This is a genomic window from Streptomyces sp. NPDC091412, assembly GCF_044756885.1.
Classification (GTDB): Bacteria; Actinomycetota; Actinomycetes; order Streptomycetales; family Streptomycetaceae; genus Streptomyces.
Window position 1 is genome coordinate 39808 of sequence record NZ_JBIVTV010000014.1, and the last position, 20733, is coordinate 60540.

Here is a 20733-nt window from a genome sequence, read left to right on the forward strand (position 1 = left end):
AGGCGAACGCCCCGTCCACAACCCGGTGTCCGGGTCCTGGGCGGGGCGTCGTCGTTCGTGGCGGTGGCGCCGTACGCCGATCCGCTAGCGGATCAGGCCTATGCCGCCGAACTCCACCCATTCATGGGAGAGTTGACGAGGCGCCACCTCGGAGTCCGGCCGCCAGGTGGACACCTCCACCAGGCCCGGCTCGAGAAGCTCCAGGCCCTCGAACCATTCGGCGACGTCCTTCTCCTGGCGCACCCGGCCCCAATGTCCCTGCGTGGCCTTGTCCATGAAGTCGGTGACGAAGGCCCGCACCTCGGGGTCCTCGCTGACCAGCTGGCACATGAGCATGATGCTGCCGGGCGCGAGCCGTTCCCGTACCCGCTCCACCACGGCGAGCGGACCGTTGGCGTCACTGTCCGGGATGCAGTGGAAGACCGAGTTGAACAGCACGGCCACCGGCTGCGAGAAGTCGATCAGGCGCTGGGTCTCGGGGTGCGAGAAGATCTCGTCGGTCTGCCGCAGGTCGGCGTGTATGACCGCGGTGCGCTCGTCCTGCTGCAACAGGGCCCGGCCGTGGACCAGCACCATCGGGTCGTTGTCCACGTACACCACGTGCGACTCGGGGGCGACGCGCTGGGCGACCTGGTGCACGTTGTCCTGCGTGGGCAGACCGGAGCCGTGGTCCAGGAACTGCCGGATCCCGTGCTCCTCGGCGAGCGTGCGGACGGCCCGTTGCAGGAAGCGCCTGTTGTTCAGGGCGAGCCGGCGGGTGCTGGGGACGACCTTGTCGAGTTCCTCGCACGCGGACCGGTCGGCCGCGTAGTTGTCCTTGCCACCCAGGTAGTGGTCGTACATACGCGCAGCCGTCGGCACGTTCTCGTCGATGTTCGTCGACAGCTGGTTCTCCGCAGGCATCAGTCCCCCAGATTCGCCGATTCCACCGCGCCAACTGGGCCGGTCCGACTGAGAGTACATCCTAGGGAAGCCGCGTCTTCCCAAACCAGCCCGGGGACGAACGGCGTCCCGGGAGGGCATCACGGTCTGTCCCGATCCTCACGAACTCTTCACCGGACGGCACTCATCATCCGCCCGGTACGGAGCACCCGGATCCCCTGTCGGGCAAGGGGGTGTCATGGTCTTCGTCGCCGTTCTGCTGCTGCCGCTCGTGTCCGTGCTGCTGGTGGTCATGGACCGCGTGGAGGAGCGGATGCTGGATCCGGCTCCCGCGCGGGGCCGCCATGCCGGGCGCCGCGCACATCTGCGGCTGCTCCCGGGTGGCCGCCGCGGCACCGGGTCCGATGCCGGCCCGGTCGCGCCCCCACCGGACCCGGCCGCCGCCGACGAGCGGCGGCGGGCCGCCTGAGCCGGCGTGCGCCCCGGCCCGGCGGGCGTACGCCGGGCCGCGCCCGCCAGGCCCGATCCGTGCCCGCTTTCGTCCGCGGACTTGCTCGGGCACCCGGTTCCTGTGACACGCTCGGTGACGACCGGCCCGTAAGGCCGGCCGTCACTCTGTCCGGCACAGTGGAGAGGCACCGGTATGCGCATCGGACTGCTCGGCACCGGCCCCTGGGCTCGGATGGTCCACGCTCCCGCCCTGAGCGAACACGGCGAGCTGGACTTCGCCGGCGTATGGGGGCGGCGCACGGCCGCCGCCAAGGATCTTGCCGAACGACACGGCACGCACGCCTACGACGACCTCGACGCCCTGCTGGCGGAGGTGGACGCGGTCGCCGTAGCGCTGCCCCCGCACGTGCAGGCCGACCTCGCGGTGCGGGCCGCGCGGGCCCACTGCCATCTGCTGCTCGACAAGCCGCTCGCCGCGACGGTGGAACAGGGCCGCGCTGTGGTCGGGGCCGTCCGGGAGACCGGCGTGGCCTCGGTGGTCTTCTTCACCACCCGCTTCCAGCCCGAACCGGAGGCCTGGATCGCCGAGCAGGCGGCCCGGGGGGACTGGTTCACGGCACGCGCGCAGTGGCTGGGCGCCGTGTTCACCGGCGACAGCCCGTTCGCCGCCTCGCCGTGGCGGCGGGAGAAGGGCGCGCTGTGGGACGTCGGCCCGCACGCGCTGTCGGTGCTGCTGCCGGTCCTCGGCGACGTACGGCGTGTGACGGCCGCCGCGCACGGCCCCGGGGACACGGTGCACGCGGTCCTCGACCACGTGGGCGGCGCGTCCAGCACCCTCACCCTGAGCCTGACCGCTCCCCCGGCGGCGGCCGGGGCCACCGTGGAACTGCGGGGCGAGGCCGGGGTGACCCTGCTCCCGGAGAGCTCCGAGGACGCCGTCGCCGCCTACGGCCGGGCGACGGACGCGCTGCTCGCCGCCGCGCGCACCGGGCGCCCGCACCCGTGCGACGCCGCGTTCGGCCTGCGGGTCACCGAGATACTCGCGGCGGCGGAGGCCGAGTTGGCACGCGACGCGGACTGACTTCCCGGCGGGCCGGGCTTCCGGCGTGCGGTACCGGGTCCGGCGTAGCAGCGTGGTCATGTGGTGAAGCTGCTTGCCCCGGTCCGGCGCCGGGACCCGCACCGGCGCGGCTGGCTGCACGGCGCCCCGCCGCCCCGCTGGATACGTGTGCTGCCGGTCGTGCTGGTCCTCTTCGTGTGCGTGGTCACGCTGCTGAGCCCCAACCCGCTCGACATCGGCTTCCTGCTCGGCGCGATACCGCCGCTGGCCGTGCTGTCGTACGGGCCGGTGGCGACCGCGCTGCTGGGCACCACGGTGGTGACCCTGCTGAGCGTGCCGGCCTTCCAGCTGAACCGGCCGGGCAACACCGACCTGGAGACCGTCACCTTCGTCGCCGTGCTGAGCGTGTTCCTGTCCTATGTGCGCAGCCGCCGGGACGCGCAGCTCGACCTTGAGCGCACGGTCGCGGAGGCCGCGCAGCGTGCCCTCGTCCCGCCGCTTCCCGCGCGGGTCGGTCCGGTGCGGTGCGCGGGCCTGTACCGGGCCGCGCAGCGCGGCACCCTGGTCGGCGGGGACTTCTTCGACGTGCGCCGGGGGCCCCAGGGGGTGCGGGCGGTCATGGGCGATGTGCAGGGGCACGGCCTGGCCGCCGTGTCCACCGTCGCCTCGCTGCTCGGCAGCTTCCGGGAGGCGGTGCTCGACCGGACGGATCTGCCGGGGGTGGCCGCCGCCCTGGACCGCCGGCTGGTGGTGGACTCGCAGGAGGTGCGGCACGCGGAGCTGTTCGCGACGGCCGTGCTGCTGGAGTTCGACGGGGACGCGGAGTCGGTGCGGCTGGTGACCTGCGGCCATCCCCCGCCGGTGCTGCTGCGCGACGGGCACGCCGAGGAGGTCGGCCTCGTGCCGTGGACACCCCTCGGTCTCGGCCTGTCCGACGGCGTCCCGCGGCGCGGCGGGCACGTCCTGCCCCTGCGCCGCGGTGATGTGCTGTTCCTCGCCTCCGACGGCGTCACCGAGGCCAGGGACGCGGCCGGTGTGTTCTACCCGCTGCTCGACCGGCTGCCCCGGCTCGCGGCCGTCGACCCGGCCGAACTCGCCGACCACGTCATGGCCGACCTCCTCGCGCACTGCGGCACTCTCAGCGACGACGTGACGATGCTCGTGCTCGTGCCCCACCCGCCGGAGGACGGCTGACCCCCGGCCGGGGCGGGCCGCTCAGCCCACGTCCCACAGGAACCGGTGGGTGTGGATGCCGAAGTACGGGAACGACTGGACCTGCCGGACGCCCTCGATGGGACGGACCACGTCGTTGACGAAGTCCAGCAGATCCCTCGGGCCGGGCGCGACCACCTCGGCGAACAGGTCGAAGCCGCCGGAGGTCAGCACCGAGTAGACCACCTCCGGGCGCCCGGCCAGTTCGTCGGCGACCGCCCGCGGGTCGCCGTCCACGCCGATGCCGAGCAGCGCCATGGCCTGTCCGCCCATGGCCATCGGATCGGTCACGCCGACCACCTGGACCGTCTTGGAGTCCAGCAGGCGCTGGAGCCGCTGGCGGGCGGCGGACGCGGACAGCCCGACCTTGGGGCCGAGGTCCGCGTACGCGATACGTCCGTCGGTCTGCAACTCGCGCAGGATGGCCCGGTCGATCTCGTCCACGTGCGTCGCTCTCCCTCTCCGGCCGGATCGCCCCAGCGTAGGCCCTGCCGTCAGCCGTGCGGTGCGGCCAGGGCGGCGGCGAAGATCTCGGTGTGCGCGTCGACGTCCTGCTCGGTGGTGTCGGGGAACATCAGCGCCCTGTTGTGGAACGGGGTGAGCGGGATGCCCCGCGCCCAACGGTTGGCGTCGGTGGCGGTCAGCGAGAAGCTCCAGCGGGCCAGGCCGAAGCGCCGGGTGCGTTCCGCGCCGGCCCATTCGGCGTCCTCCGAGGGCAGCATCGCCGTCGCCCCGCCCGGCTCGGCGTACCGGCGCGCCACCGCCTCGGCCACGGGTGCGGGCGAGTGACCCGCCATGGCGCCCGTGTCCCCCAGGCAGAAGTCGACGTACTCGTGACCGGCGATGTCGGTGATCCGGGCGCCCCGGGCCAAGTCCAGGCAGCGGGGGAAGGCGCCGGCGGTCTTGCGGGGTCCCCTTCGTCGCATGGCCGGCGCCCGCCTTGCCGACGGGGTTCGGGGGCCGTTCCATGGGCGTATGCGTCCCTGTGTAGCCGTCGCCGGGCCCGGAGAGGCCTCCGAGCGGGAAGTGGAACTCGCCCGGCAGGTGGGAGTCCTTCTGGCCCGGCGGGGAGCGGTCGTGGTGTGCGGGGGCCTGGGCGGGGCCATGGAGGCGTGCGCGCGGGGCGTGACGTCGGCGGGCGGTACGGTCGTCGGCCTGCTGCCCGGCCGGGACCGGGCGGCGGGGAACCCGCACCTGAGCCTCGCGGTGGCGACCGGTCTGGGCGAGCTGCGCAACGGGCTGCTCGTGAACACCTGCGACGCGCTCGTCGCGGTGGGCGGCGGCTGGGGCACGCTCAGCGAGGTGGCGCTGGCCCTGCGGGCGGGCAAGCCCGTCGCACTGCTGGAGAGCTGGGCCCTGCCGGACGCGCCGTCCGCCACGGGCGGGCCCCACGGGCCGGTCGAGGCGGCGACACCGGCGGAGGCCGTCGAGGCGGTTCTGCCCTCGGCTCGAGTGACCTGAGGCTCGAGTGACCGTAGGCCTGATGGAGACCGAGAGCCTGACTGAGCCTGAGGCTCAAGTTACCTGACAGTACGTCAACTGTTTTTTTCTGTACGGGCAATTCAGACACTTGACACGGAAACGAACAGTAACTGGGCGGTTTCGTAGAGAAGTTGCCGCCCACCGTGTGAGTTCGGTCGATGACAGCGTGTACGGTGCTCCGAACGCCTCGGGGCAGGGTCACGGACCCAGCCCTTCCCGACGTCTCCTGGAACCGCCTCCCATGATCGAAATGCCGGACCTGGTGGCCGGTGGTCTCGCCGCCGGGACACTGTCCGCCCTCGCCCTCGGCGGCGGCCTGCTGCGATCCCGGCGCCGGCAGGCCGTCCAACGCGACCGGATCGCCGCCCTGCTCCAGCAACTGGAGGATGTACAAGGGGCGTTGACCGCCGAGGTGGAGCATCTGGCGGCGGAGCGGATCCCCGCCGCCGCCCGGCAGACGGCGCATCCGCACGTCGTCGTGCCCGGTCCGCTGGAGCCGGGGACCACCGGAACGCCGTTGGGCGTCGCGCTGGAGGGCGTGCTGAGCGCCCTGCGCACCGAACTGCTCGCCCAGCGCACCCGGATCGACTCCGCCGCCCAGGCCGGGATGCGCGGCGCCACCCGGGAGATCCAGGCCGCCCTGTACCGGTTGCAGGACGCCCTGCGCGGTCTGCAACAGCGTTACGACGATCCCGAGTTGGCGCAGACCCTGTTCACTCTCGACCACGAGAACGAACAGTCGCTGCGCCGGGCCCAGGTCGCCGCGGTGGTGTGCGGGGCCTGGGTCGGGCTGGCGCGTGAGGAGTCGCACCTGGTCGACGCGGTGACCGGCGGCCAGGCACGCCTCGCCGGCTACCACCGGGTGCGGGTGCACAACCATCTCCAGGAGGGCACCGCGCTCGTCTCGCACGCCGTCGAGCCGGTCGCCCTCATCGTGGCCGAACTCCTGGACAACGCCCTGCGCCACTCGGCGCCCGACACCGACGTCCTGGTCAACCTGGAACACGTCCACCACGGGGTCTGCGTCACCGTCGACGACGCGGGCCTGGGCATGACACCGGACGAACGGGCCCGCGGGCAGCGGCTGGTGGCCGGCGGCGAGCCGATCCTGCTGACCGATCTCGGGGACCCGCCGCGCATGGGGCTCGCCGCGATCGGGCAGCTCACCCGGCAGTTCGACCTGGGCGTCGACGTGTCCTCGCCCTCGCCCTACGGAGGAGTGCGCGCGGTCCTGCGGGTCGCGAGCCATCTGCTCACCCGTATCGACCCGGCCGAGAGGCCACCGGCGGCCAGCGCGCCCCGCTCGACCCTGAAACCCGTCGCGCCGGACCAGGCCACGGATCCGCACCACGAGCCGAGCGCGCGGCCCCCGTCCCCTCTCCCGCACGGCCGGACCGCGCCGCGGGAGACCGCGGCGGAGCACCGCCAGGCCCCGGCGCCGGACGGTGCCGACACCGCGCACTCCCACGGCACGGAACAGGGCGGCGCGCCGCAGCCCGCCGCTCCGGCCGGTGGGGCTCCGCACGACACGGGCGGAGTTCTGCCGCAACGGCGCCGCCGCTCCCGCCGTACCGCTCCGCCCGCGACGGCGTCCGGACCACACCTCTCGGCGCGCACGCCGGAGGAGGCCGCGGCCGTGCTCGGCGGTCTTCAGTCCGCCACGGCGGCGGCCCGCGGCGCCACGGACCCGGCGGCCGCGCGCGCCGGGGCCGGACCCGCGGCACGGACACGGGCGGCCGACGACGGCGGACCCGCCGGGGGAACGCCGGCGAACACCGGGGAAGAGCCCGCGAACGCCGGGAGAACGCCCGCGAGCACCGGGAGCCGAGCCTCCGGAGGGCGGTCGGCGCCCGAGGGAGTCGAGCCCGCCGCACACGAACGCCCCGGCACCGACGGCGGAACCGCCCCACGGGAACCCGGGGAAGCCGAGCGCCGGCCCGCCACGGCGAAGACGCCGGACCCCCGCACCCCGTCCGCCGGGACGGACTCGGCCCGGGACGGGGCGGGGGACGCCGGGCCGAAACGCCGGGACGGCTCGGGCTCGGCAGGGGGCCCGCGCGACGCGGGCGCAGTGGAGAACGAACACAACGACCATGAAAAGGGAGCGGCTCGATGACCAGCCGTCAGGCAGGCGACACGGCATGGGTGCTGGACCCGATCCTCGAGGTGCCGCATGTCGTGGCCGCCGTCCTGCTCACCCGCGACGGACTCGCCACCGGGTACACGGACGCGCTCTCGCAGCCCTCGGCGGAGCGGGTGGCCGCCATCACCAGCACCGTGCAGGGCGCGTGCCGCACCGCGGCGGCGGCGTTCGCGGACCAGGACCGGGCCGAGGTGCGACAGGTGGTCGTCGAGTCCGACCACGGCTACGTCCTGATCGTCCCCACCGACCACGGCACGTGTGTCGCCGCCTACGGGGATCCGGGGGTTCGCCTGGACCTTCTGGCGCACCGCGTCCACTCCCAGGTGGCGCGGATGGGCGAGAAGGCGATGGCCGCCGCGACCCGAGGATCCGACGGCGGCGCGCCGGCATGACCGGCCGCCGTGGCGGCCGTCCCCTGGTTCCCGCGTACCTGTCGACCGGCGGCGTGGCCCGGCCCAGCCGGCCGCACCTGGAGCGGCTGTCGGTGCTCACCGCCGTCGGCGGGGCCATGCCGGCGGGCCTGCCGGCCGCCCAACTGGCCCTGCTGGACGTCCTGGACGACGGTTCGCTGACGGTGGTGGAGGCGGCGGCGCTGCTCGAACTGCCGGTCTCCGCCCTCCGCGTCCTGGCCGGCGATCTGATCGACCGGAACCTGGTGCTGGCGCGCGCGCCGATCCCGCCCGCCGAACGGTTCGACCCCGACCTGCTGAAGAGAGTGGCCGATGGCCTCCGCGCCCTCAAGCACTAGCGGCATCCACCTGCCCGACACCGCCCGCGACCTGGTGAAGATCATCGTCGCGGGCCCGTTCGGAGTGGGCAAGACGACCCTCATCGACTCCGTCTCCGAGATCCGCCCGCTGCACACCGAGGAAACCCTGTCCGAGGCGTCCGCGCAGGTGGACGACCTCGCCGGAGTCCGGGAGAAGACGACCACCACGGTCGCCATCGACTTCGGGCGGATCAGCCTGCCCGGCGGGATCGTGCTGTACCTGTTCGGCACGCCCGGACAGGAACGGTTCCGCCCGCTGTGGGACGACATCACCCACGGCGCCCTGGGGGCGCTCGTGCTCGTGGACAGCCGCCGTATCGACGCCTCGTTCGACGTGCTCGGGCTGGTGGAGGAGAGCGGGCTGCCGTACGCGGTGGCCTTCAACGCGTTTCCCGACTCGCCGAGCCACTACAGCGACGAGGAGTTGCGCGCGGCCCTGGACCTGGAGCCCACCACCCCGATGGTGACGTGCGACGCCCGGGACGCCGACTCCTCGATCGACGCGCTGCTCGCACTGGTCCAGTATCTGATCGACCATCCCTCGGAGCGCCGGTGACCACCCACTCCCCCGCCCGGCGGGCCTTCTCGCGCTCTGCTCCGGTACGGCTGTGGGAGGACGGCTTCGCCCTGGACCCCCACCGCTACTACGCCGCCCTGCGCGCCCAGGGCCCGGTGGGCTGGGCCGAACTCGCGCCCGGCGTACCCGCGTACGTCGTCACGGACCGGCGGGCCGCCCTGGACCTGCTGCACGACACCGAGTCGTTCTCGCACGACCCGCGGCCGTGGGAGGCGACCGTCCCCGACGACTCGCCGGTGCTCGGCATGATGCGCTGGCGGCCGAACACCCTGTTCGCCGACGGCGCCGCCCATGTCCGCTACCGCACCTCGCTGGCCGACACCTTCGACCGCCTCGAACCGCACGACCTGCGGGCACGGGTGCACCGGGCGGTGCGCCTGCTGGTGGGCCGGGTCGGGCCGCGCGGCGAGGCCGACCTGGTGGCCGACTTCGCGCGCCCGCTGATGGCGCTCGTGTTCAACAGCCTGTTCGGGTTGCCGGAAGACGCGAGCGACCGCCTGAACGAGGCGCTGGGCAAGATGATGGAGGGCGGCGACCAGGCGGCCGAGGGCGAGGCCGAGTACGCCGGGTACGTCCTGGAGCTGATCGCCGCGAAGACCGAACGGCGCGGCGACGACCTGCCGAGCCTGCTGCTCGACCACCCGGCGGGGCTCAGCCCGGAAGAGGTCACCTGGCAGGTCTTCCTCACCCTCGGCGCCGGCCACGAGCCGACCGCGAACCTGGTGTCCAACGCGCTGTCCCGGATCCTCGGCAACCCCGACTACTACTCCACCCTGACCAGCGGGGCACGTCCGGTGATGGACGCCGTGGTGGAGGTGCTGCACCACGAGACCCCGCTGGCCAACTACGGCATCCACTTCGCGCGCCGGTCCATGACCTTCCACGGGGTTTGGATCCGTGCCGCCGTACCGGTCGTGATCTCGTACGGGGCGCTCGCCCACTTCGCCGAGCGGGAGGCGACCGGTGGCCGCCTCCCGAAGGACGCCTCGCACCTCTCGTGGTCGGCCGGCCCGCACGCCTGCCCGGTCAAGCAGCCCACGCTGCTCATCGCGACCGAGGCGATCGAGCGGCTCACCCAGTGGCTGCCCGACCTGGAGCCGGTCCTGCCCCGCGAGCGGCTGACCTGGCGGCCCGGCCCGTTCCACCGTTCGCTGACGTCCCTGCCTGTGCGGTTCAGCCCGCGTTCCCCCGACCAGCCTGGAGAGTCACCGTGACCGTGACCGACCGTATCGCCCTCGACCCGTTCGGGGCCGACATCGCCGCCGAGAGCGCCCGTCTGCGCGCACTCGGCCCGATCGTGCCCGTCGAACTGCCCGGCGGCATCCCCGCCTGGGCGCCCACGGGCTACGACACCCTCAAGGAGCTGATCCTCGACCCACGGGTGAGCAAGGACCCGCGCAAGCACTGGAGGCAGTGGCCGGAGGTCGGCCAGAACCCCTCGTGGGGCTGGATCCTCGGCTGGGTGGGTGTGGTGAACATGCTGTCGACGTACGGCCCCGACCACGCGCGGCTGCGCAAGCTGGTAGCGCCGAGCTTCACTCACCGGCGCACCGAGGCGATGCGGTCGCGGGTGGAGGCGATCACGGCGGAGCTGCTGGAGGAGCTGGCGGCCGCCGGGGCGCGGGGTGAGACGGTGGACCTCCGGCAGGAGTTCGCGCATCCGCTGCCGATGCGGATGATCTGCGAGCTGTTCGGTGTGCCGGACGAGCTGCGGGAGGACACCTCGCGGCTGGTCGCGGCCATCATGGACACCTCCGATCCGAGCCCGGAGCACACCGCGTTCGTGCAGGGGCAGATCGGTGCGGTGCTGGGCGGGCTGATCGCCCACAAGCGCGAGCACCCGGGCGACGACATGACCACCGAGCTGATCCGGGTCCGGGACGAGGACGGGGACCGGCTCAGCGACGAGGAACTGCTCTACACGCTGCTGCTGGTGATCGGCGCCGGCTTCGAGACCACCGTCAACCTCATCGGCAACGCGATCGTCGCGCTGCTCACCCGTCCGGGGCAGGTGGAGGCGGTGCGCGGCGGGAAGACCGGCTGGGACGCGGTCGTCGACGAGACGCTGCGCGTGCACCCGTCCATCGCGTCCCTGCCCCTGCGGTTCGCGGTGAGCGACCTGACCGTCGGCGACGTCACCGTCCCGGCGGGGGACGCGATCATCACGACCTACGCCGCCGCCGGGCTGGACCCGGCGCACTACGGCCCGGACGCCGACGTCTTCGACGCCGCGCGGGGTGCCGACGACCACCTCGGGTTCGGCATCGGCGTGCACCGGTGCATCGGGGCGCCACTGGCCCGTATGGAGGCCCTGACCGCGCTGCCCGCGCTCTTCAACCGCTTCCCCGGTCTGCGTCTGGCCGTCGGCGCGGAGGAACTGCGCCAGGTGCCGTCCTTCATCGCCTTCGGCTGGCAGGAGGTGCCGGTGCGACTGGACGGCTGAGTGCCGGGCGTTCCCGCGGCGGCGGGGCGCGGTGCTCGACGGCGGGCCGCCCCAGGAGTCCTGGGGCGGCCCGCGGCGCGGAGTTCGCCGTGTGCGGGCGCCGTGCGGTGCGCTGACCTGCGCCCGGGCGCCCGACGGCACGGGACCGGTCCCCCGTTCCGGTCCCGTATCCGCGGCTCGTCGAACCTATGTGTACAGGACAGCCGTTGGGTACCGCGCCGGTGCCCCTTCGGCCCGGCGGAGGGCTCACCCGTGCACAAGTGAGTCCGGAATGCCCGCGTTCACTCCACGCCGAGGGCGGGCGGTCGGAGGTCGCCCACCGCCACATGGGCCAGGACGACCTCGTACAGGTCGCTGCCGGCGGCGAGGAGCTGGCGTTCCAGGACGGGCTCCACCCCGCGGACGTGCTCGCGGACGGTCTGGGCGTGCATGCCGAGCAGTTGCGCGGCGCGCTCGGCGTTTCCGCCGGCGATGATCCAGGTGCGCAGGGTGCCGCGCAGGTCTCGCGCGTCCGCCGCCAGACGGCCGAGGAGCTCGCGTGCCCAGGTGTGCAGCGCGGGGCCGGTCAGCAGGTCGCCGAGGCATACCGAGCCCGTCCGCGGCGCCGGGCCGACGGCCGGCTGGTCGTCCAGGCCGGCCTGGGTGTTCAGGGCGAGGTGGACGGCGGCCCGGTCGGTCAGGCTGCCGAAGTCCGCGCCGACCAGTCCCTCCACCCGCTCCATACGGGCCCGTACCGTGTTGCGGCTCACCCCGAGGACCTTCGCCGCGCTCACGGCGGTGAACTCCAGGCCCAGCCGGGTGGTGGCGAGCAGTTCGGCGCGTGTGTGGTGCGCCAGTGTGTCCAGCGGCCGCAGCAGCCGGGCGGACCAGGCGCGCAGTGCCTCGGGGTCCATCAGGCGCTCGGGGTGGCTGCGTTCGGCGTACACGGCGGCCCCCTCCGGACGGAACCGGGCGACCGCGAGGGCGCTCACGGCCTGCCCGTACGCGGTGGCGGTCCGGGCCAGGCCGTGCCGGGTGCTGCCGCCGAGGAAGGTGCGCGGGCGCGCGCCGACGAGCGAGCGCAGGTTGCGGCCGTCGGTCTCCAACGGCGCGAGCACGATCACGTGCTCGTCCACCGCCGGGCAGAGCACCACCAGGGCTCGTTCCCCGGTGGCGTCCCGGCATTCGGCGGCCAGCCGGTGCCGTTCGTCGCGGCGGGTTTCGACGACGTAGACCCAGGCGGCGTCCGTGTCGAGCAGTCCGGGCCACAGGCCCGCGGCCACCCGGCGGGCCGAGACGGTGTCCTCCACCATCAGCAGTTGCAGGATCGCCAGCCGCAGGGCCGCCGTCGCCTTTTCGAGCCGGTGCCCGGCGACGGTCGACTCGTGGGCCCGCAGCAGCAGTTCGAGCACTCCGGCGGTGTGGGTGACCATCTCGGCGGCCTGCCGGTCGAAGGGCTCGGCGCGGGAGACGGCCAGGACGCGGGCCGACTGGGGACGCGGGCCTCCCACGCGCACCAAGCGGACGTGGTGTCCCCGGTCCTCCAGCGCGGCGGAGGCGAACCGGCCGGTGACGACGTCCTCGACCACGTTCTCGTCCAGGGCCACCGGCTCCCCTGCCAGCAGGGTGCCGGTGCCGTCCAGCAGGCAGCCGGTCCCGTGCACGGACGCGGCGAGCCAGGCGACGACCTTGCGCACGTCCCGTCCGGTCGGTCGCAGTTGGTCGAGGAGTTCCTCCGCCCAGGACGCCCGGTCGTCCCGTCCCGTTGCTCCGGCGGTCCCGTCCTCTCGCCCGGCCATGTCGGCCCTCTCCTCATCCGTCGCCTGTCCGTGGCCTTGACCTCGGCGTTTTCGGTCTTGGACGTTACCAGGCAGTGCCCTTTCACTCCGGCCCCGGGCACGCCGCACGATCGGACGAGCGGTCAGGAAGGTGGCTTCACCGGTGGTTCACGGGGGGGTGAACAACCGGTGAAGCCACGCGCCCGAGGCCGGGGGGACAGCTCCCGAGCGACACGTGAAGCCTGCTTCCCCCGTTCCCGGGAAGTACGCCTACGAATTCGAAGCGGATACGACTCCGTCGGCACGGGGCAGCCTGACGGGACGCCGAGGTACCGGACACGAGGCGGGTGGACGTAGGGCACGGCTCGGACGGGTGGCATGGTGGGGGCTACTACTCAGCCCACCGGCGCGACCCAACCCGCGCGAGCGGCGCAGCACGCACAGCGACACGGCCCCGTGCGGGCAACGGCACGAAGAGCCCAGCCCGGCCGGCGCCGCCCACGCGTCCCGCGCGGGGGCAGCGGGGCAGAGCAGCTCTGTGCAGACAGCACAGACGCTCGGCGCAGGCGGCGCTGTGCAAGAAGCACAGCGCCGCTGACACCGCAGCACCAGCGACAGAGCACAGGCGGACACCGGCCCGCCGCCCTGGCGCGATGCGAGCGCCAGGGCGCGAGCGGCCCGCGCAAGGGGGCACCCGCGGCGCGTGCAGCCGACCACCGCCTGCGCGATGCAACGCCGCTGGGCGCGGCGGGCGCGGCGCAGCCCCCGCGGCCCGCGCGAGCGGCACCGGGGGGAGCAGGCGGCGCCGACGGTGCTGTGCCGGCGGCTCGGTGTCGACCGGGCCTGCGGCCGGGGCGTTGGCGGGTGCGGGTGGGGCGCGGAGCGGTGGGGCGGCGCGCAGGGACTGTCGGCAGGGGCCTGCGACGTGGTGGGTGGGGTTCGGCATAAGCTCGGCGGATGGCGAAGTATTTCGACGTGCACCCCGACAATCCGCAGCCGCGAGCGATCCGTCAGGTCGCGGACAGTGTGCGCGACGGCGCGCTGATCGCGTATCCGACCGACTCGTGCTACGCCCTGGGCTGCCGGCTGGGCAGCCGGGACGGTATCGAGCGGATCCGGACGATCCGGCAGCTGGACGACCGGCACCACTTCACCCTGATGTGCCAGGACTTCGCCCAGCTCGGCCAGTTCGTGCGGATCGACAACGACGTCTTCCGCGCCATCAAGGCGTCCACGCCCGGCAGTTACACCTTCATCCTCCCCGCCACGAGGGAGGTGCCGCGCATGTTGCAGCATCCCAAGAAGAAGACTGTCGGAGTGCGCATCCCCGACCACGTCGTCACCCATGCCCTGCTCACGGAACTCGGCGAGCCGCTGTTGTCCAGCACGCTGCTGCTGCCCGACGAGGAGGAGCCGATGACGCAGGGCTGGGAGATCAAGGACCGGCTCGACCACGTGCTGGACGCGGTGGTCGACTCCGGCGACTGCGGCACCGAGCCGACCACGGTCATCGACTTCTCCGGCGGCGAGGCGGAGATCGTACGGCGAGGAGCGGGCGATACCTCACGGTTCGAGTGAGGGACCCGGCGCGAACAGCGGGCGGCCGTCAGAGGCGACGGGCGTCCGCCACCGCCGCGAGGCGCCCCGGACGTGTCGCACAACACTGCCTGATTGACATGTACGCACCCTGGACGGGATTCTGAGAGCGCTCTCACTTCAGGTACGGACCAAGCAACTCCGTATCCCCCCAACCCCCCCACGGAGGTGGAGCATGCTCAGCAGACTCAAGGTGCTCGCGGCGACAGGGGCGACGGCCCTCGTCGGCGCGCTGCTCGGATTCGGTGCCCCCGCCCCGGCCGAGGCGGCGGTGCCCGACACGATCCCGCTGGAGGTGACCAACAACTCCGCCCGCGGCGAGCAGCTGTACATCTACGACATCGGCACGTCCCTGACGACCGGTCAGCAGGGCTGGGCCGACGCGAACGGCGCCTTCCACCCGTGGCCGGCGGGCGGGAACCCGCCGACTCCCGCCCCCGACGCCTCGATCCCCGGGCCGGCCGCCGGGCAGTCGGCGACCATCCGCATCCCCAAGTTCTCCGGGCGGATCTACTTCTCCTACGGCCAGAAACTCGACTTCAGACTGACCACGGGCGGACTGGTCCAGCCCGCCGTGCAGAACCCGAGCGACCCCAACCACGACATCCTCTTCAACTGGTCCGAGTACACGCTGAACGACGCCGGGCTATGGCTCAACAGCACCCAGGTGGACATGTTCTCGGTGCCGTACTCGGTGGGTGTCCGGCGCGCCGACGGAAGCACCGTCAGCACCGGCCGCCTCAAGCCGGGCGGCTACCACGCCGTGTTCGACGCCCTGCGCGCGCAGCCCGGCGGCTGGGGCGGTCTGATCCGGACCCGGTCCGACGGCACCGTGCTGCGAGCGCTCTCACCCGGGCACGGCATGGAGAACGGCGCCCTGCCGGGCGGCGTGATGGACGACTACGTCAACCGGGTCTGGCAGAAGTACGCCGGTACCACGCTCACCGTCACCCCGTTCGGGGACCAGCCCGGCACCCGCTACTACGGCCGGGTCTCGGGCGACGTCATGAACTTCACCGACGCGTCGGGCGCCGTCGTCACCAGCTTCCGGAAGCCGGACGCCGACAGCGTCTTCGGCTGCCACAAACTGCTGGACGCCCCGAACGACGCGGTACGCGGTCCCATCTCCCGCACGCTGTGCGCCGCGTTCAACCGGTCCACGCTCCTGGTGAACCCCGACCAGCCGGACGCCACGGCCGCGAACTTCTACCAGGACTCGGTGACCAACCACTACGCGCGGATCATCCATGACCGGATGGCCGACTCCAAGGCCTACGCGTTCGCCTTCGACGACGTCGGCAACCAGGAGTCCCTGGTCCACGACGGCGATCCGCAGCGGGCCTACCTCACCCTCGATCCCCTGGACTAGCAAGCGAGTTGGCCACGGAGGGGTCCGGCGCCCGGTCGCCGGACCCCTCTCGTCCGCAGGGCATTGATCATTGTTACGGTGCACCGCGTGTCCAACTCCTCACGCGATACCGCCGAAGGCGCCGGCTGGACGGCCACCGAACCAGGCTCGTACCGGCAGTTACTCCCCGCCAGGGTGCGGAAGCTGTCCTGGCTCGACCCGCGCGTCCTGTGGGCCGCCCGCAACGGGGTGGTCGCCTCCTGGTTCGGGGACCCCACGGGCCGCACCCGGGACCGGTGGGTGGCGCAGCGGACGGCGGCCGGCGCCCCGGCGGACAAGGTGATACGGCGACCGGAGGGGGACCGCTTCTCTTTCCTCGTCATCGGGGACACCGGCGCGGGCGACGACTCGCAGTACGCCGTCGTACCCGGCCTTCTGGAGGCCGGTCGGGAAACGTCGTTCGCCGTGATCACCAGTGACGTGATCTATCCCGTCGGGAGCACCGACGACTACGGCACCAAGTTCTTCCGCCCGTACCAGGACTATCCTGCGCCGATCTACGCGATACCGGGGAACCACGACTGGTACGAGGACCTCGGCGGTTTCATGCGCGTCTTCTGCGACGACGCCCCGCCGCTGCCGCCCGGGCCGGGGTCCCGCCCGCTCGGCCGTGCCTGGTGGCGTGCGCTGCTGTGGCATCGGCCGCGCCCGACGGACGAGCAACGCTTGGCCGAGGCCCGGAAGTTGAGGTCGCAACCGGGTCAACAGGCCGTCCAGCCGGGCCCGTACTGGGCGATCGACGCGGGTCCGGTGCGGATCGTCGGCATCGACACCGGCCTGCTCGGCACGATCGACGCCGAGCAGGGCGCCTGGCTGCGGGAGGTCTCGCGAGGGCCCCGCCCGAAGATCCTCCTCACCGGATCACCGCTGTACGTGGACGGCGAACACCATCCCTGCCCCATCGAGGGCGGCGGCACCGTCGACGACATCGTGCGCGACCCGGCGCACCGCTATGTGGCGGCGATCGGCGGCGACATCCACAACTACCAGCGCTATCCGGTCGACGTGGACGGCCGCACCGTCCAGTACGTCGTCTCCGGCGGCGGGGGCGCGTTCATGCACGCCACCCACACCATCCCGCGCGTGTCCGTCGCGAACGTCACCGAGTCGGACTTCCGCTGCTATCCGCTGCGCGGCGACTCCCTGGCCTTCTACAGCAGGGTGTATGCCCGCCGGCTGCGGCTGCGCCGCTTCCTCACGCTCAGCGAGGCCGAGGCGATGGCCGTCGTCGCCGAGCGGCTCGGCGTCCCGTCCGTCCGCCCCGGGGGCACGCCGGTACGGGTCACCCGACGCGTCCGCCTGGTGGCGAGCCTGCTCGGCGCCGGCCGCCGCCCGGAGCGCCGGGCCCGCTTCCGCCTTCCGGTGCGCAAGCTCTACACCCAGCTGTTCTCGCCGAGTTCGGCCACGTACAGCCCGCCGTTCTTCAAGTCGTTCCTGCGTCTGGACGTGACCGGGGAGGCGGTCCGGCTGCGCTGCTTCGCGGCGACCGGCGGACGCGCCCAGGAGGTGGCACCGCCCGTCGAGGACGAGGTCACGATCCCCCTGACCTGACCGCCGGCGTACCGGCCGCGCCCCGGCCGGTCACCAGCGGCCCGGCTCGCTGCCGGTGATCGGCTCGGACGGCTTGCCGTCCACTCCGACCGGTACGTCACCGGCGAGCATCACCCGGTGCATGATGCGCGGGAAGCCGAGGTGGGCGCTGTCGCCGGGTGCCAGGTGGATGGTGGCCCGGTTGTCCCAGAAGGCCACGCTGCCCGGCTCCCAGCGGAACCGGACCGTGTACTCGGGCCGGACCGCCTGCTCCAGCAGCATCTCCAGGATCGCCGCGCTCTCCGCCCGGGAGAGGCCCTCGATCTGCTCGACGTAGTAGCCGTTGACGAACAGCAGCCGCTCGCCCGTCTCGGGATGGACGCGTACCAGCGGGTGCACCGTAGCGATCTGATGGTCCATCAGGTGACGGGCGTACGCGTCGTCCCCGGGCCGCGGCTGGTAGCCGACCCCGAGCCGGTGCTCGGCGCGCAGCCCGTCGACGAAGGCGCGTACCGGCTCCGACAGTCCGGCGTAGGCGGCGGCCAGGTTGGACCAAGTGGTGTCGCCGCCGTACGGCGGGACGGTCTCGGCGCGCAGGACGGTCGCGGCCGGCGGGTCGACGCGGGCGCCGTGGTCGCAGTGCCAGCCGCGCAGCAGCGTGTGCCGGCGGCGCCGCAGCCACTCCTCGTGGTCCATGCCGAACCGCCCGCCCAGCTCCAGCCGGTCCGCGGTGGTCTCCACCTCGGGGACGTCCGTCGGTGACGCGCCGCCGCGCCGCCGCAGGACCACCGGCTCGCCGAAGCGGCGGGCGAGGGCCACGTGGGAGGCGTGGTCCAGCCCCTGCCCGCGGAAGAACAGCACCTTCCAGCGCAGCACCGCCGCACGGATCTCCGCGGCCACGGCGTCGTCGAACCCCCCGGCCAGATCCACTCCGGTGACCTCGGCCCCGAGGTACCCGGCGACCGGCCTCACCTCGATCCCGCCGGCCCCGCGCCCGCCCGCTGTGCCCGTGTCCGTCGTCATCCGCGCGCTCCGATGGTCGTCGTAACGGTCTCCGCCGATCGTGACAGCGTTTTCCGCCCCGGGCGACAGGGCCTCCCCTCCCCCGTCCGCGACGGGTCCGCGCACAGGCCGCCGCGGGGACCCTTTCAGGGGAAAGTGCCGCCCGGCGCGCGTGGCGGCATGCCGGTTCGTCGACATCTCTGCCGTGACCCTGCCGCTGATCCCGCCCATGCTCGCCACGCCCGGCCCGCTCCCGCCGGCCGCTCAGGACGCGCGGTGGGCGTACGAGACGAAGCAGGACGGCCAGCGCGTGGTGGCGTATCTGCCCGGTGACGGCGGGCTGCTGCTGCGGGCCCGCTCCGGTGAGGACATCACCGCCGCCTACCCCGAACTGAGGCCCCTCGGCCGGGTGCTCGGCGCCACGCCCGCGATCCTGGACGGGGAGGTGCTGGCGCTGGACGAGCAGGGACGAGCGAACTTCCAGTTGCTCCAGGGGCGCATGGGGCTGGCCCACGCCCCCGGCCGGGCAGCGCGCAGGGCCGCCCGGGTCCCCGTCCACCTCGTCCTGTTCGACGTGATGCACCTGGGCGCGCACCCGCTGCTCGCCCTCCCCTACATCCGGCGCCGCGAGCGCCTGGAGGACCTCGGCCTGACGGGTCCGTACTGGTCGACGCCCTCGGCGGTCGTCGGCCACGGCGCCGAGGCCCTGGCCGCCACCCGCGAGCACGGTCTTGAGGGCCTGCTGTGCAAGCGGCTGAACTCGGTGTACGAGCCGGGGGTGCGCTCCCGGGCCTGGATCAAGATCCGCAACATGCGCAGCGAGGACGTCCTCGTGGGCGGCTGGCTGCCCGGCAAGGGGCGGCTGACGGGCCTGCCGGGCGCCGTCCTGATGGGCCGGTTCACGGGCGGGCGGCTGCGCTACGTCGGCAGTGTGGGCACCGGCTGGAGCGAGGCGGAGCGGTCCGAGCTCGCCGCGCTGCTCGCCGCCCTGGCGACCGACGTGTGCCCCTTCGACCCCGTACCGGCGGTGCGCGGGGCGCACTGGGTGCTGCCGCGGCTGGTCGGCGAGGTCCGCTACAGCGTGCGCACCCGGGCCGGGATGCTGCGCCAGCCCTCCTGGCTGCGGCTGCGCCCCGACCTCACCCCCGAGGAGGCCGCGGTGGCGGACCCGCCCGACGATCAGGAGATGTGACGGCACGTCAACCTCCCTGCATCCGAACGTCTTGAACCGCACGGATCGCCGGCAGCGAGGTCTATGGTGTCCCGCATGTCCGTCCCCGAACTGATCCGTATCGTCTCCCGCGACTCCCCCATGGCGCTCGCCCAGGTGGAACGCGTCCGCGCCGAACTGGCCGCCGCGCACCCCGGTGTGCGCACCGAGGTGGTCCCGGTGCGCACCACCGGCGACACGTGGCTGGGCGATCTGTCCGCGGTCGAGGGCAAGGGCGCCTTCACCAAAGAGGTCGACGCGGCGCTGCTGGCCGGCGAGGCGGACCTCGCGGTGCACTGTCTGAAGGACGTTCCCGCCGACCGGCCGCTGCCGGCCGGCACGACGTTCGCCGCGTTCCTGAAGCGGGACGACGTCCGCGACGCCCTCGTCCACCCCGGCGGGCTCACCCTGGACGAGCTCCCGGCCGGCACCCGCGTCGGCACGTCCTCGGTCCGCCGTGTCGCCCAGCTCGCGGCCGGCCACCCGCACCTCGACTGCGTGCCGTTCCGCGGCAACGCCAACCGGCGGCTGGAGAAGCTGGCCGCGGGTGAGGCGGACGCGCTCCTGCTCGCCGCGTCGGGCCTGGAGCGCATCGGGCGCGCGGACGTCATCAGCGAGGTGCTGTCCCCGGAGGCGATGATGCCGCCCATCGGCGCGGGCATCCTCGCCCTCCAGTGCCGGGAGGGCGACAGCGAACTCATCGAGGCAGTCGGCCCGCTCGGCGACCCCGGCACCCATCGCGCGGCCACCGCGGAACGCATGTTCCTGCATGTGCTCCAGGGGCACTGCAACAGCCCGATCGCCGGGTACGCGCAGGTCGACCGCGCCGGGGAACTCTCGCTGCGGGCCTGTGTGTTCACCCCCGACGGCAAGATCCGGCTGAACGCCCACGAGTGGGCGGGCCGGCTGGACGCGGCCACACTCGGCACCTCGGTCGCCGTCGCCCTGCTCCGCCAGGGCGCCCGGGAGATCATCGACGGCATCCCGCACTGACGACGCGGGCGCGGCAGGGGACGGCGGAAACGCACCGGGGTACGGCGGGGCGGCCCAGGACGGCGGAGGCGCTCCGGGGGTACGGCGGGGCGGCCGAGAACGGCGGAAACGCACCGGCGTACGGCGCGGACTCGGCGGAGTACGGCGGGGGCACTCCGAGCGTACGGCCGGGCGGCGGAGTACGGCGCGGGCGCGACCGAGTGCTGCAGGCGTACGGCG

At 73.4% G+C, this 20733-nt stretch carries 19 protein-coding genes and 1 pseudogene; 15 read left to right on the top strand and 5 right to left on the bottom strand.

Annotated features, from left to right (window positions below; all coding sequences use genetic code 11):
- Positions 1-84: 84 nt before the first annotated feature.
- Positions 85-903 carry an SAM-dependent methyltransferase gene (locus tag ACIQMV_RS27935; RefSeq protein ID WP_402596149.1) on the bottom strand — a complete coding sequence of 273 codons (819 nt, stop codon included), beginning with the start codon at positions 901-903 and terminating at the stop codon, positions 85-87.
- Positions 904-1120: 217 nt separating this feature from the next.
- Between ACIQMV_RS27935 and ACIQMV_RS27940 the strand changes: the two genes are divergently transcribed.
- The 3 genes from ACIQMV_RS27940 (at position 1121) to ACIQMV_RS27950 (ending at position 3586) form a co-directional block, all read left to right on the top strand.
- Positions 1121-1351 carry a hypothetical protein gene (locus tag ACIQMV_RS27940; protein ID WP_141364540.1) on the top strand — a complete coding sequence of 77 codons (231 nt, stop codon included), beginning with the start codon at positions 1121-1123 and terminating at the stop codon, positions 1349-1351.
- A 174-nt stretch (positions 1352-1525) separates the two neighbouring features.
- On the top strand, positions 1526-2413 hold the full coding sequence (locus ACIQMV_RS27945) for a Gfo/Idh/MocA family protein (protein ID WP_141364538.1): 888 nt from the start codon (positions 1526-1528) through the stop codon (positions 2411-2413).
- A 60-nt stretch (positions 2414-2473) separates the two neighbouring features.
- Complete coding sequence (locus ACIQMV_RS27950; RefSeq protein ID WP_402596150.1) at positions 2474-3586, top strand: PP2C family protein-serine/threonine phosphatase; 1113 nt, start codon at positions 2474-2476, stop codon at positions 3584-3586.
- A gap of 21 nt (positions 3587-3607) precedes the next feature.
- Here the strand turns inward: ACIQMV_RS27950 and ACIQMV_RS27955 are convergent, their stop codons facing one another.
- Both ACIQMV_RS27955 and ACIQMV_RS27960 read right to left on the bottom strand, forming a co-directional pair.
- Positions 3608-4048, bottom strand: coding sequence for an Lrp/AsnC family transcriptional regulator (locus ACIQMV_RS27955; RefSeq protein ID WP_361413686.1), 441 nt, complete (start codon positions 4046-4048; stop codon positions 3608-3610).
- A 50-nt stretch (positions 4049-4098) separates the two neighbouring features.
- Positions 4099-4530 (bottom strand): hypothetical protein, encoded by a 432-nt coding sequence (locus tag ACIQMV_RS27960; protein ID WP_402596151.1) that lies wholly within the window; start codon positions 4528-4530, stop codon positions 4099-4101.
- A gap of 49 nt (positions 4531-4579) precedes the next feature.
- Here ACIQMV_RS27960 and ACIQMV_RS27965 point away from each other — a divergent pair, with 49 nt between their 5' ends.
- The 7 genes from ACIQMV_RS27965 to ACIQMV_RS27995 all read left to right on the top strand — a co-directional run bounded on the left by ACIQMV_RS27965 (position 4580) and on the right by ACIQMV_RS27995 (position 11018).
- On the top strand, positions 4580-5065 hold the full coding sequence (locus ACIQMV_RS27965) for a TIGR00725 family protein (RefSeq protein ID WP_141364532.1): 486 nt from the start codon (positions 4580-4582) through the stop codon (positions 5063-5065).
- A 262-nt stretch (positions 5066-5327) separates the two neighbouring features.
- Complete coding sequence (locus ACIQMV_RS27970) at positions 5328-7202, top strand: ATP-binding protein (protein ID WP_402596152.1); 1875 nt, start codon at positions 5328-5330, stop codon at positions 7200-7202.
- Entirely contained in the window at positions 7199-7621 is a 423-nt protein-coding gene (locus ACIQMV_RS27975) for a roadblock/LC7 domain-containing protein (protein WP_402596153.1), read from the top strand. Before ACIQMV_RS27970 ends, ACIQMV_RS27975 begins: the two co-directional genes overlap by 4 nt.
- Positions 7618-7977: a DUF742 domain-containing protein gene (locus tag ACIQMV_RS27980; protein ID WP_402596154.1), complete on the top strand. Its 360-nt coding sequence runs from the start codon at positions 7618-7620 to the stop codon at positions 7975-7977. The genes ACIQMV_RS27975 and ACIQMV_RS27980 overlap by 4 nt, the downstream gene beginning before the upstream one ends.
- Entirely contained in the window at positions 7952-8554 is a 603-nt protein-coding gene (locus ACIQMV_RS27985) for a GTP-binding protein (RefSeq protein ID WP_402596155.1), read from the top strand. The genes ACIQMV_RS27980 and ACIQMV_RS27985 overlap by 26 nt, the downstream gene beginning before the upstream one ends.
- Positions 8551-9789, top strand: a complete 1239-nt coding sequence (locus ACIQMV_RS27990; protein WP_402596156.1) for a cytochrome P450 — start codon at positions 8551-8553, stop codon at positions 9787-9789. The genes ACIQMV_RS27985 and ACIQMV_RS27990 overlap by 4 nt, the downstream gene beginning before the upstream one ends.
- Positions 9786-11018, top strand: coding sequence for a cytochrome P450 (locus ACIQMV_RS27995; RefSeq protein ID WP_402596157.1), 1233 nt, complete (start codon positions 9786-9788; stop codon positions 11016-11018). Before ACIQMV_RS27990 ends, ACIQMV_RS27995 begins: the two co-directional genes overlap by 4 nt.
- 246 nt (positions 11019-11264) lie before the next feature.
- On the opposite strand, the pseudogene ACIQMV_RS28000 reads toward ACIQMV_RS27995, so the two are convergent.
- A pseudogene (locus tag ACIQMV_RS28000) lies at positions 11265-12796 on the bottom strand (helix-turn-helix domain-containing protein).
- Between the two features lie 936 nt (positions 12797-13732).
- Here ACIQMV_RS28000 and ACIQMV_RS28005 point away from each other — a divergent pair.
- From ACIQMV_RS28005 to ACIQMV_RS28015, 3 genes are all read left to right on the top strand, one after another.
- Positions 13733-14353 carry an L-threonylcarbamoyladenylate synthase gene (locus ACIQMV_RS28005; RefSeq protein ID WP_402596158.1) on the top strand — a complete coding sequence of 207 codons (621 nt, stop codon included), beginning with the start codon at positions 13733-13735 and terminating at the stop codon, positions 14351-14353.
- A gap of 193 nt (positions 14354-14546) precedes the next feature.
- Positions 14547-15740 carry a glycoside hydrolase family 64 protein gene (locus ACIQMV_RS28010; protein WP_402596159.1) on the top strand — a complete coding sequence of 398 codons (1194 nt, stop codon included), beginning with the start codon at positions 14547-14549 and terminating at the stop codon, positions 15738-15740.
- Between the two features lie 87 nt (positions 15741-15827).
- The gene (locus tag ACIQMV_RS28015; protein WP_402596160.1) at positions 15828-17330 is read left to right on the top strand and encodes a metallophosphoesterase family protein; all 1503 of its coding nucleotides are present in this window, start codon (positions 15828-15830) and stop codon (positions 17328-17330) included.
- A 30-nt stretch (positions 17331-17360) separates the two neighbouring features.
- Here ACIQMV_RS28015 and ACIQMV_RS28020 read toward each other — a convergent pair whose 3' ends face one another.
- Positions 17361-18332 (bottom strand): TauD/TfdA dioxygenase family protein, encoded by a 972-nt coding sequence (locus ACIQMV_RS28020; protein ID WP_402596161.1) that lies wholly within the window; start codon positions 18330-18332, stop codon positions 17361-17363.
- Positions 18333-18516: 184 nt separating this feature from the next.
- Here ACIQMV_RS28020 and ACIQMV_RS28025 point away from each other — a divergent pair, with 184 nt between their 5' ends.
- The gene (locus ACIQMV_RS28025) at positions 18517-19503 is read left to right on the top strand and encodes an ATP-dependent DNA ligase (protein ID WP_401777872.1); all 987 of its coding nucleotides are present in this window, start codon (positions 18517-18519) and stop codon (positions 19501-19503) included.
- 75 nt (positions 19504-19578) lie between these two features.
- Entirely contained in the window at positions 19579-20514 is a 936-nt protein-coding gene (gene hemC / locus ACIQMV_RS28030) for a hydroxymethylbilane synthase (protein WP_402596162.1), read from the top strand.
- The last annotated feature ends 219 nt before the right edge of the window (positions 20515-20733 follow it).

Excerpts from the sequence above, each read along its gene's own strand:
- ACIQMV_RS27970 (WP_402596152.1), top strand. The coding sequence starts at position 5,328 with ATGATCGAAATGCCGGACCTGGTGGCCGGTGGTCTCGCCGCCGGGACA.
- hemC (WP_402596162.1), top strand. The coding sequence starts at position 19,579 with ATGTCCGTCCCCGAACTGATCCGTATCGTCTCCCGCGACTCCCCCATG.
- ACIQMV_RS27935 (WP_402596149.1), bottom strand. The coding sequence starts at position 903 with ATGCCTGCGGAGAACCAGCTGTCGACGAACATCGACGAGAACGTGCCG.
- ACIQMV_RS27985 (WP_402596155.1), top strand. The coding sequence starts at position 7,952 with ATGGCCTCCGCGCCCTCAAGCACTAGCGGCATCCACCTGCCCGACACC.
- ACIQMV_RS27960 (WP_402596151.1), bottom strand. The coding sequence starts at position 4,530 with ATGCGACGAAGGGGACCCCGCAAGACCGCCGGCGCCTTCCCCCGCTGC.
- ACIQMV_RS27965 (WP_141364532.1), top strand. The coding sequence starts at position 4,580 with ATGCGTCCCTGTGTAGCCGTCGCCGGGCCCGGAGAGGCCTCCGAGCGG.
- ACIQMV_RS27945 (WP_141364538.1), top strand. The coding sequence starts at position 1,526 with ATGCGCATCGGACTGCTCGGCACCGGCCCCTGGGCTCGGATGGTCCAC.
- ACIQMV_RS27975 (WP_402596153.1), top strand. The coding sequence starts at position 7,199 with ATGACCAGCCGTCAGGCAGGCGACACGGCATGGGTGCTGGACCCGATC.
- ACIQMV_RS28010 (WP_402596159.1), top strand. The coding sequence starts at position 14,547 with ATGCTCAGCAGACTCAAGGTGCTCGCGGCGACAGGGGCGACGGCCCTC.
- ACIQMV_RS27940 (WP_141364540.1), top strand. The coding sequence starts at position 1,121 with ATGGTCTTCGTCGCCGTTCTGCTGCTGCCGCTCGTGTCCGTGCTGCTG.
- ACIQMV_RS28020 (WP_402596161.1), bottom strand. The coding sequence starts at position 18,332 with ATGACGACGGACACGGGCACAGCGGGCGGGCGCGGGGCCGGCGGGATC.
- ACIQMV_RS28005 (WP_402596158.1), top strand. The coding sequence starts at position 13,733 with ATGGCGAAGTATTTCGACGTGCACCCCGACAATCCGCAGCCGCGAGCG.
- ACIQMV_RS27980 (WP_402596154.1), top strand. The coding sequence starts at position 7,618 with ATGACCGGCCGCCGTGGCGGCCGTCCCCTGGTTCCCGCGTACCTGTCG.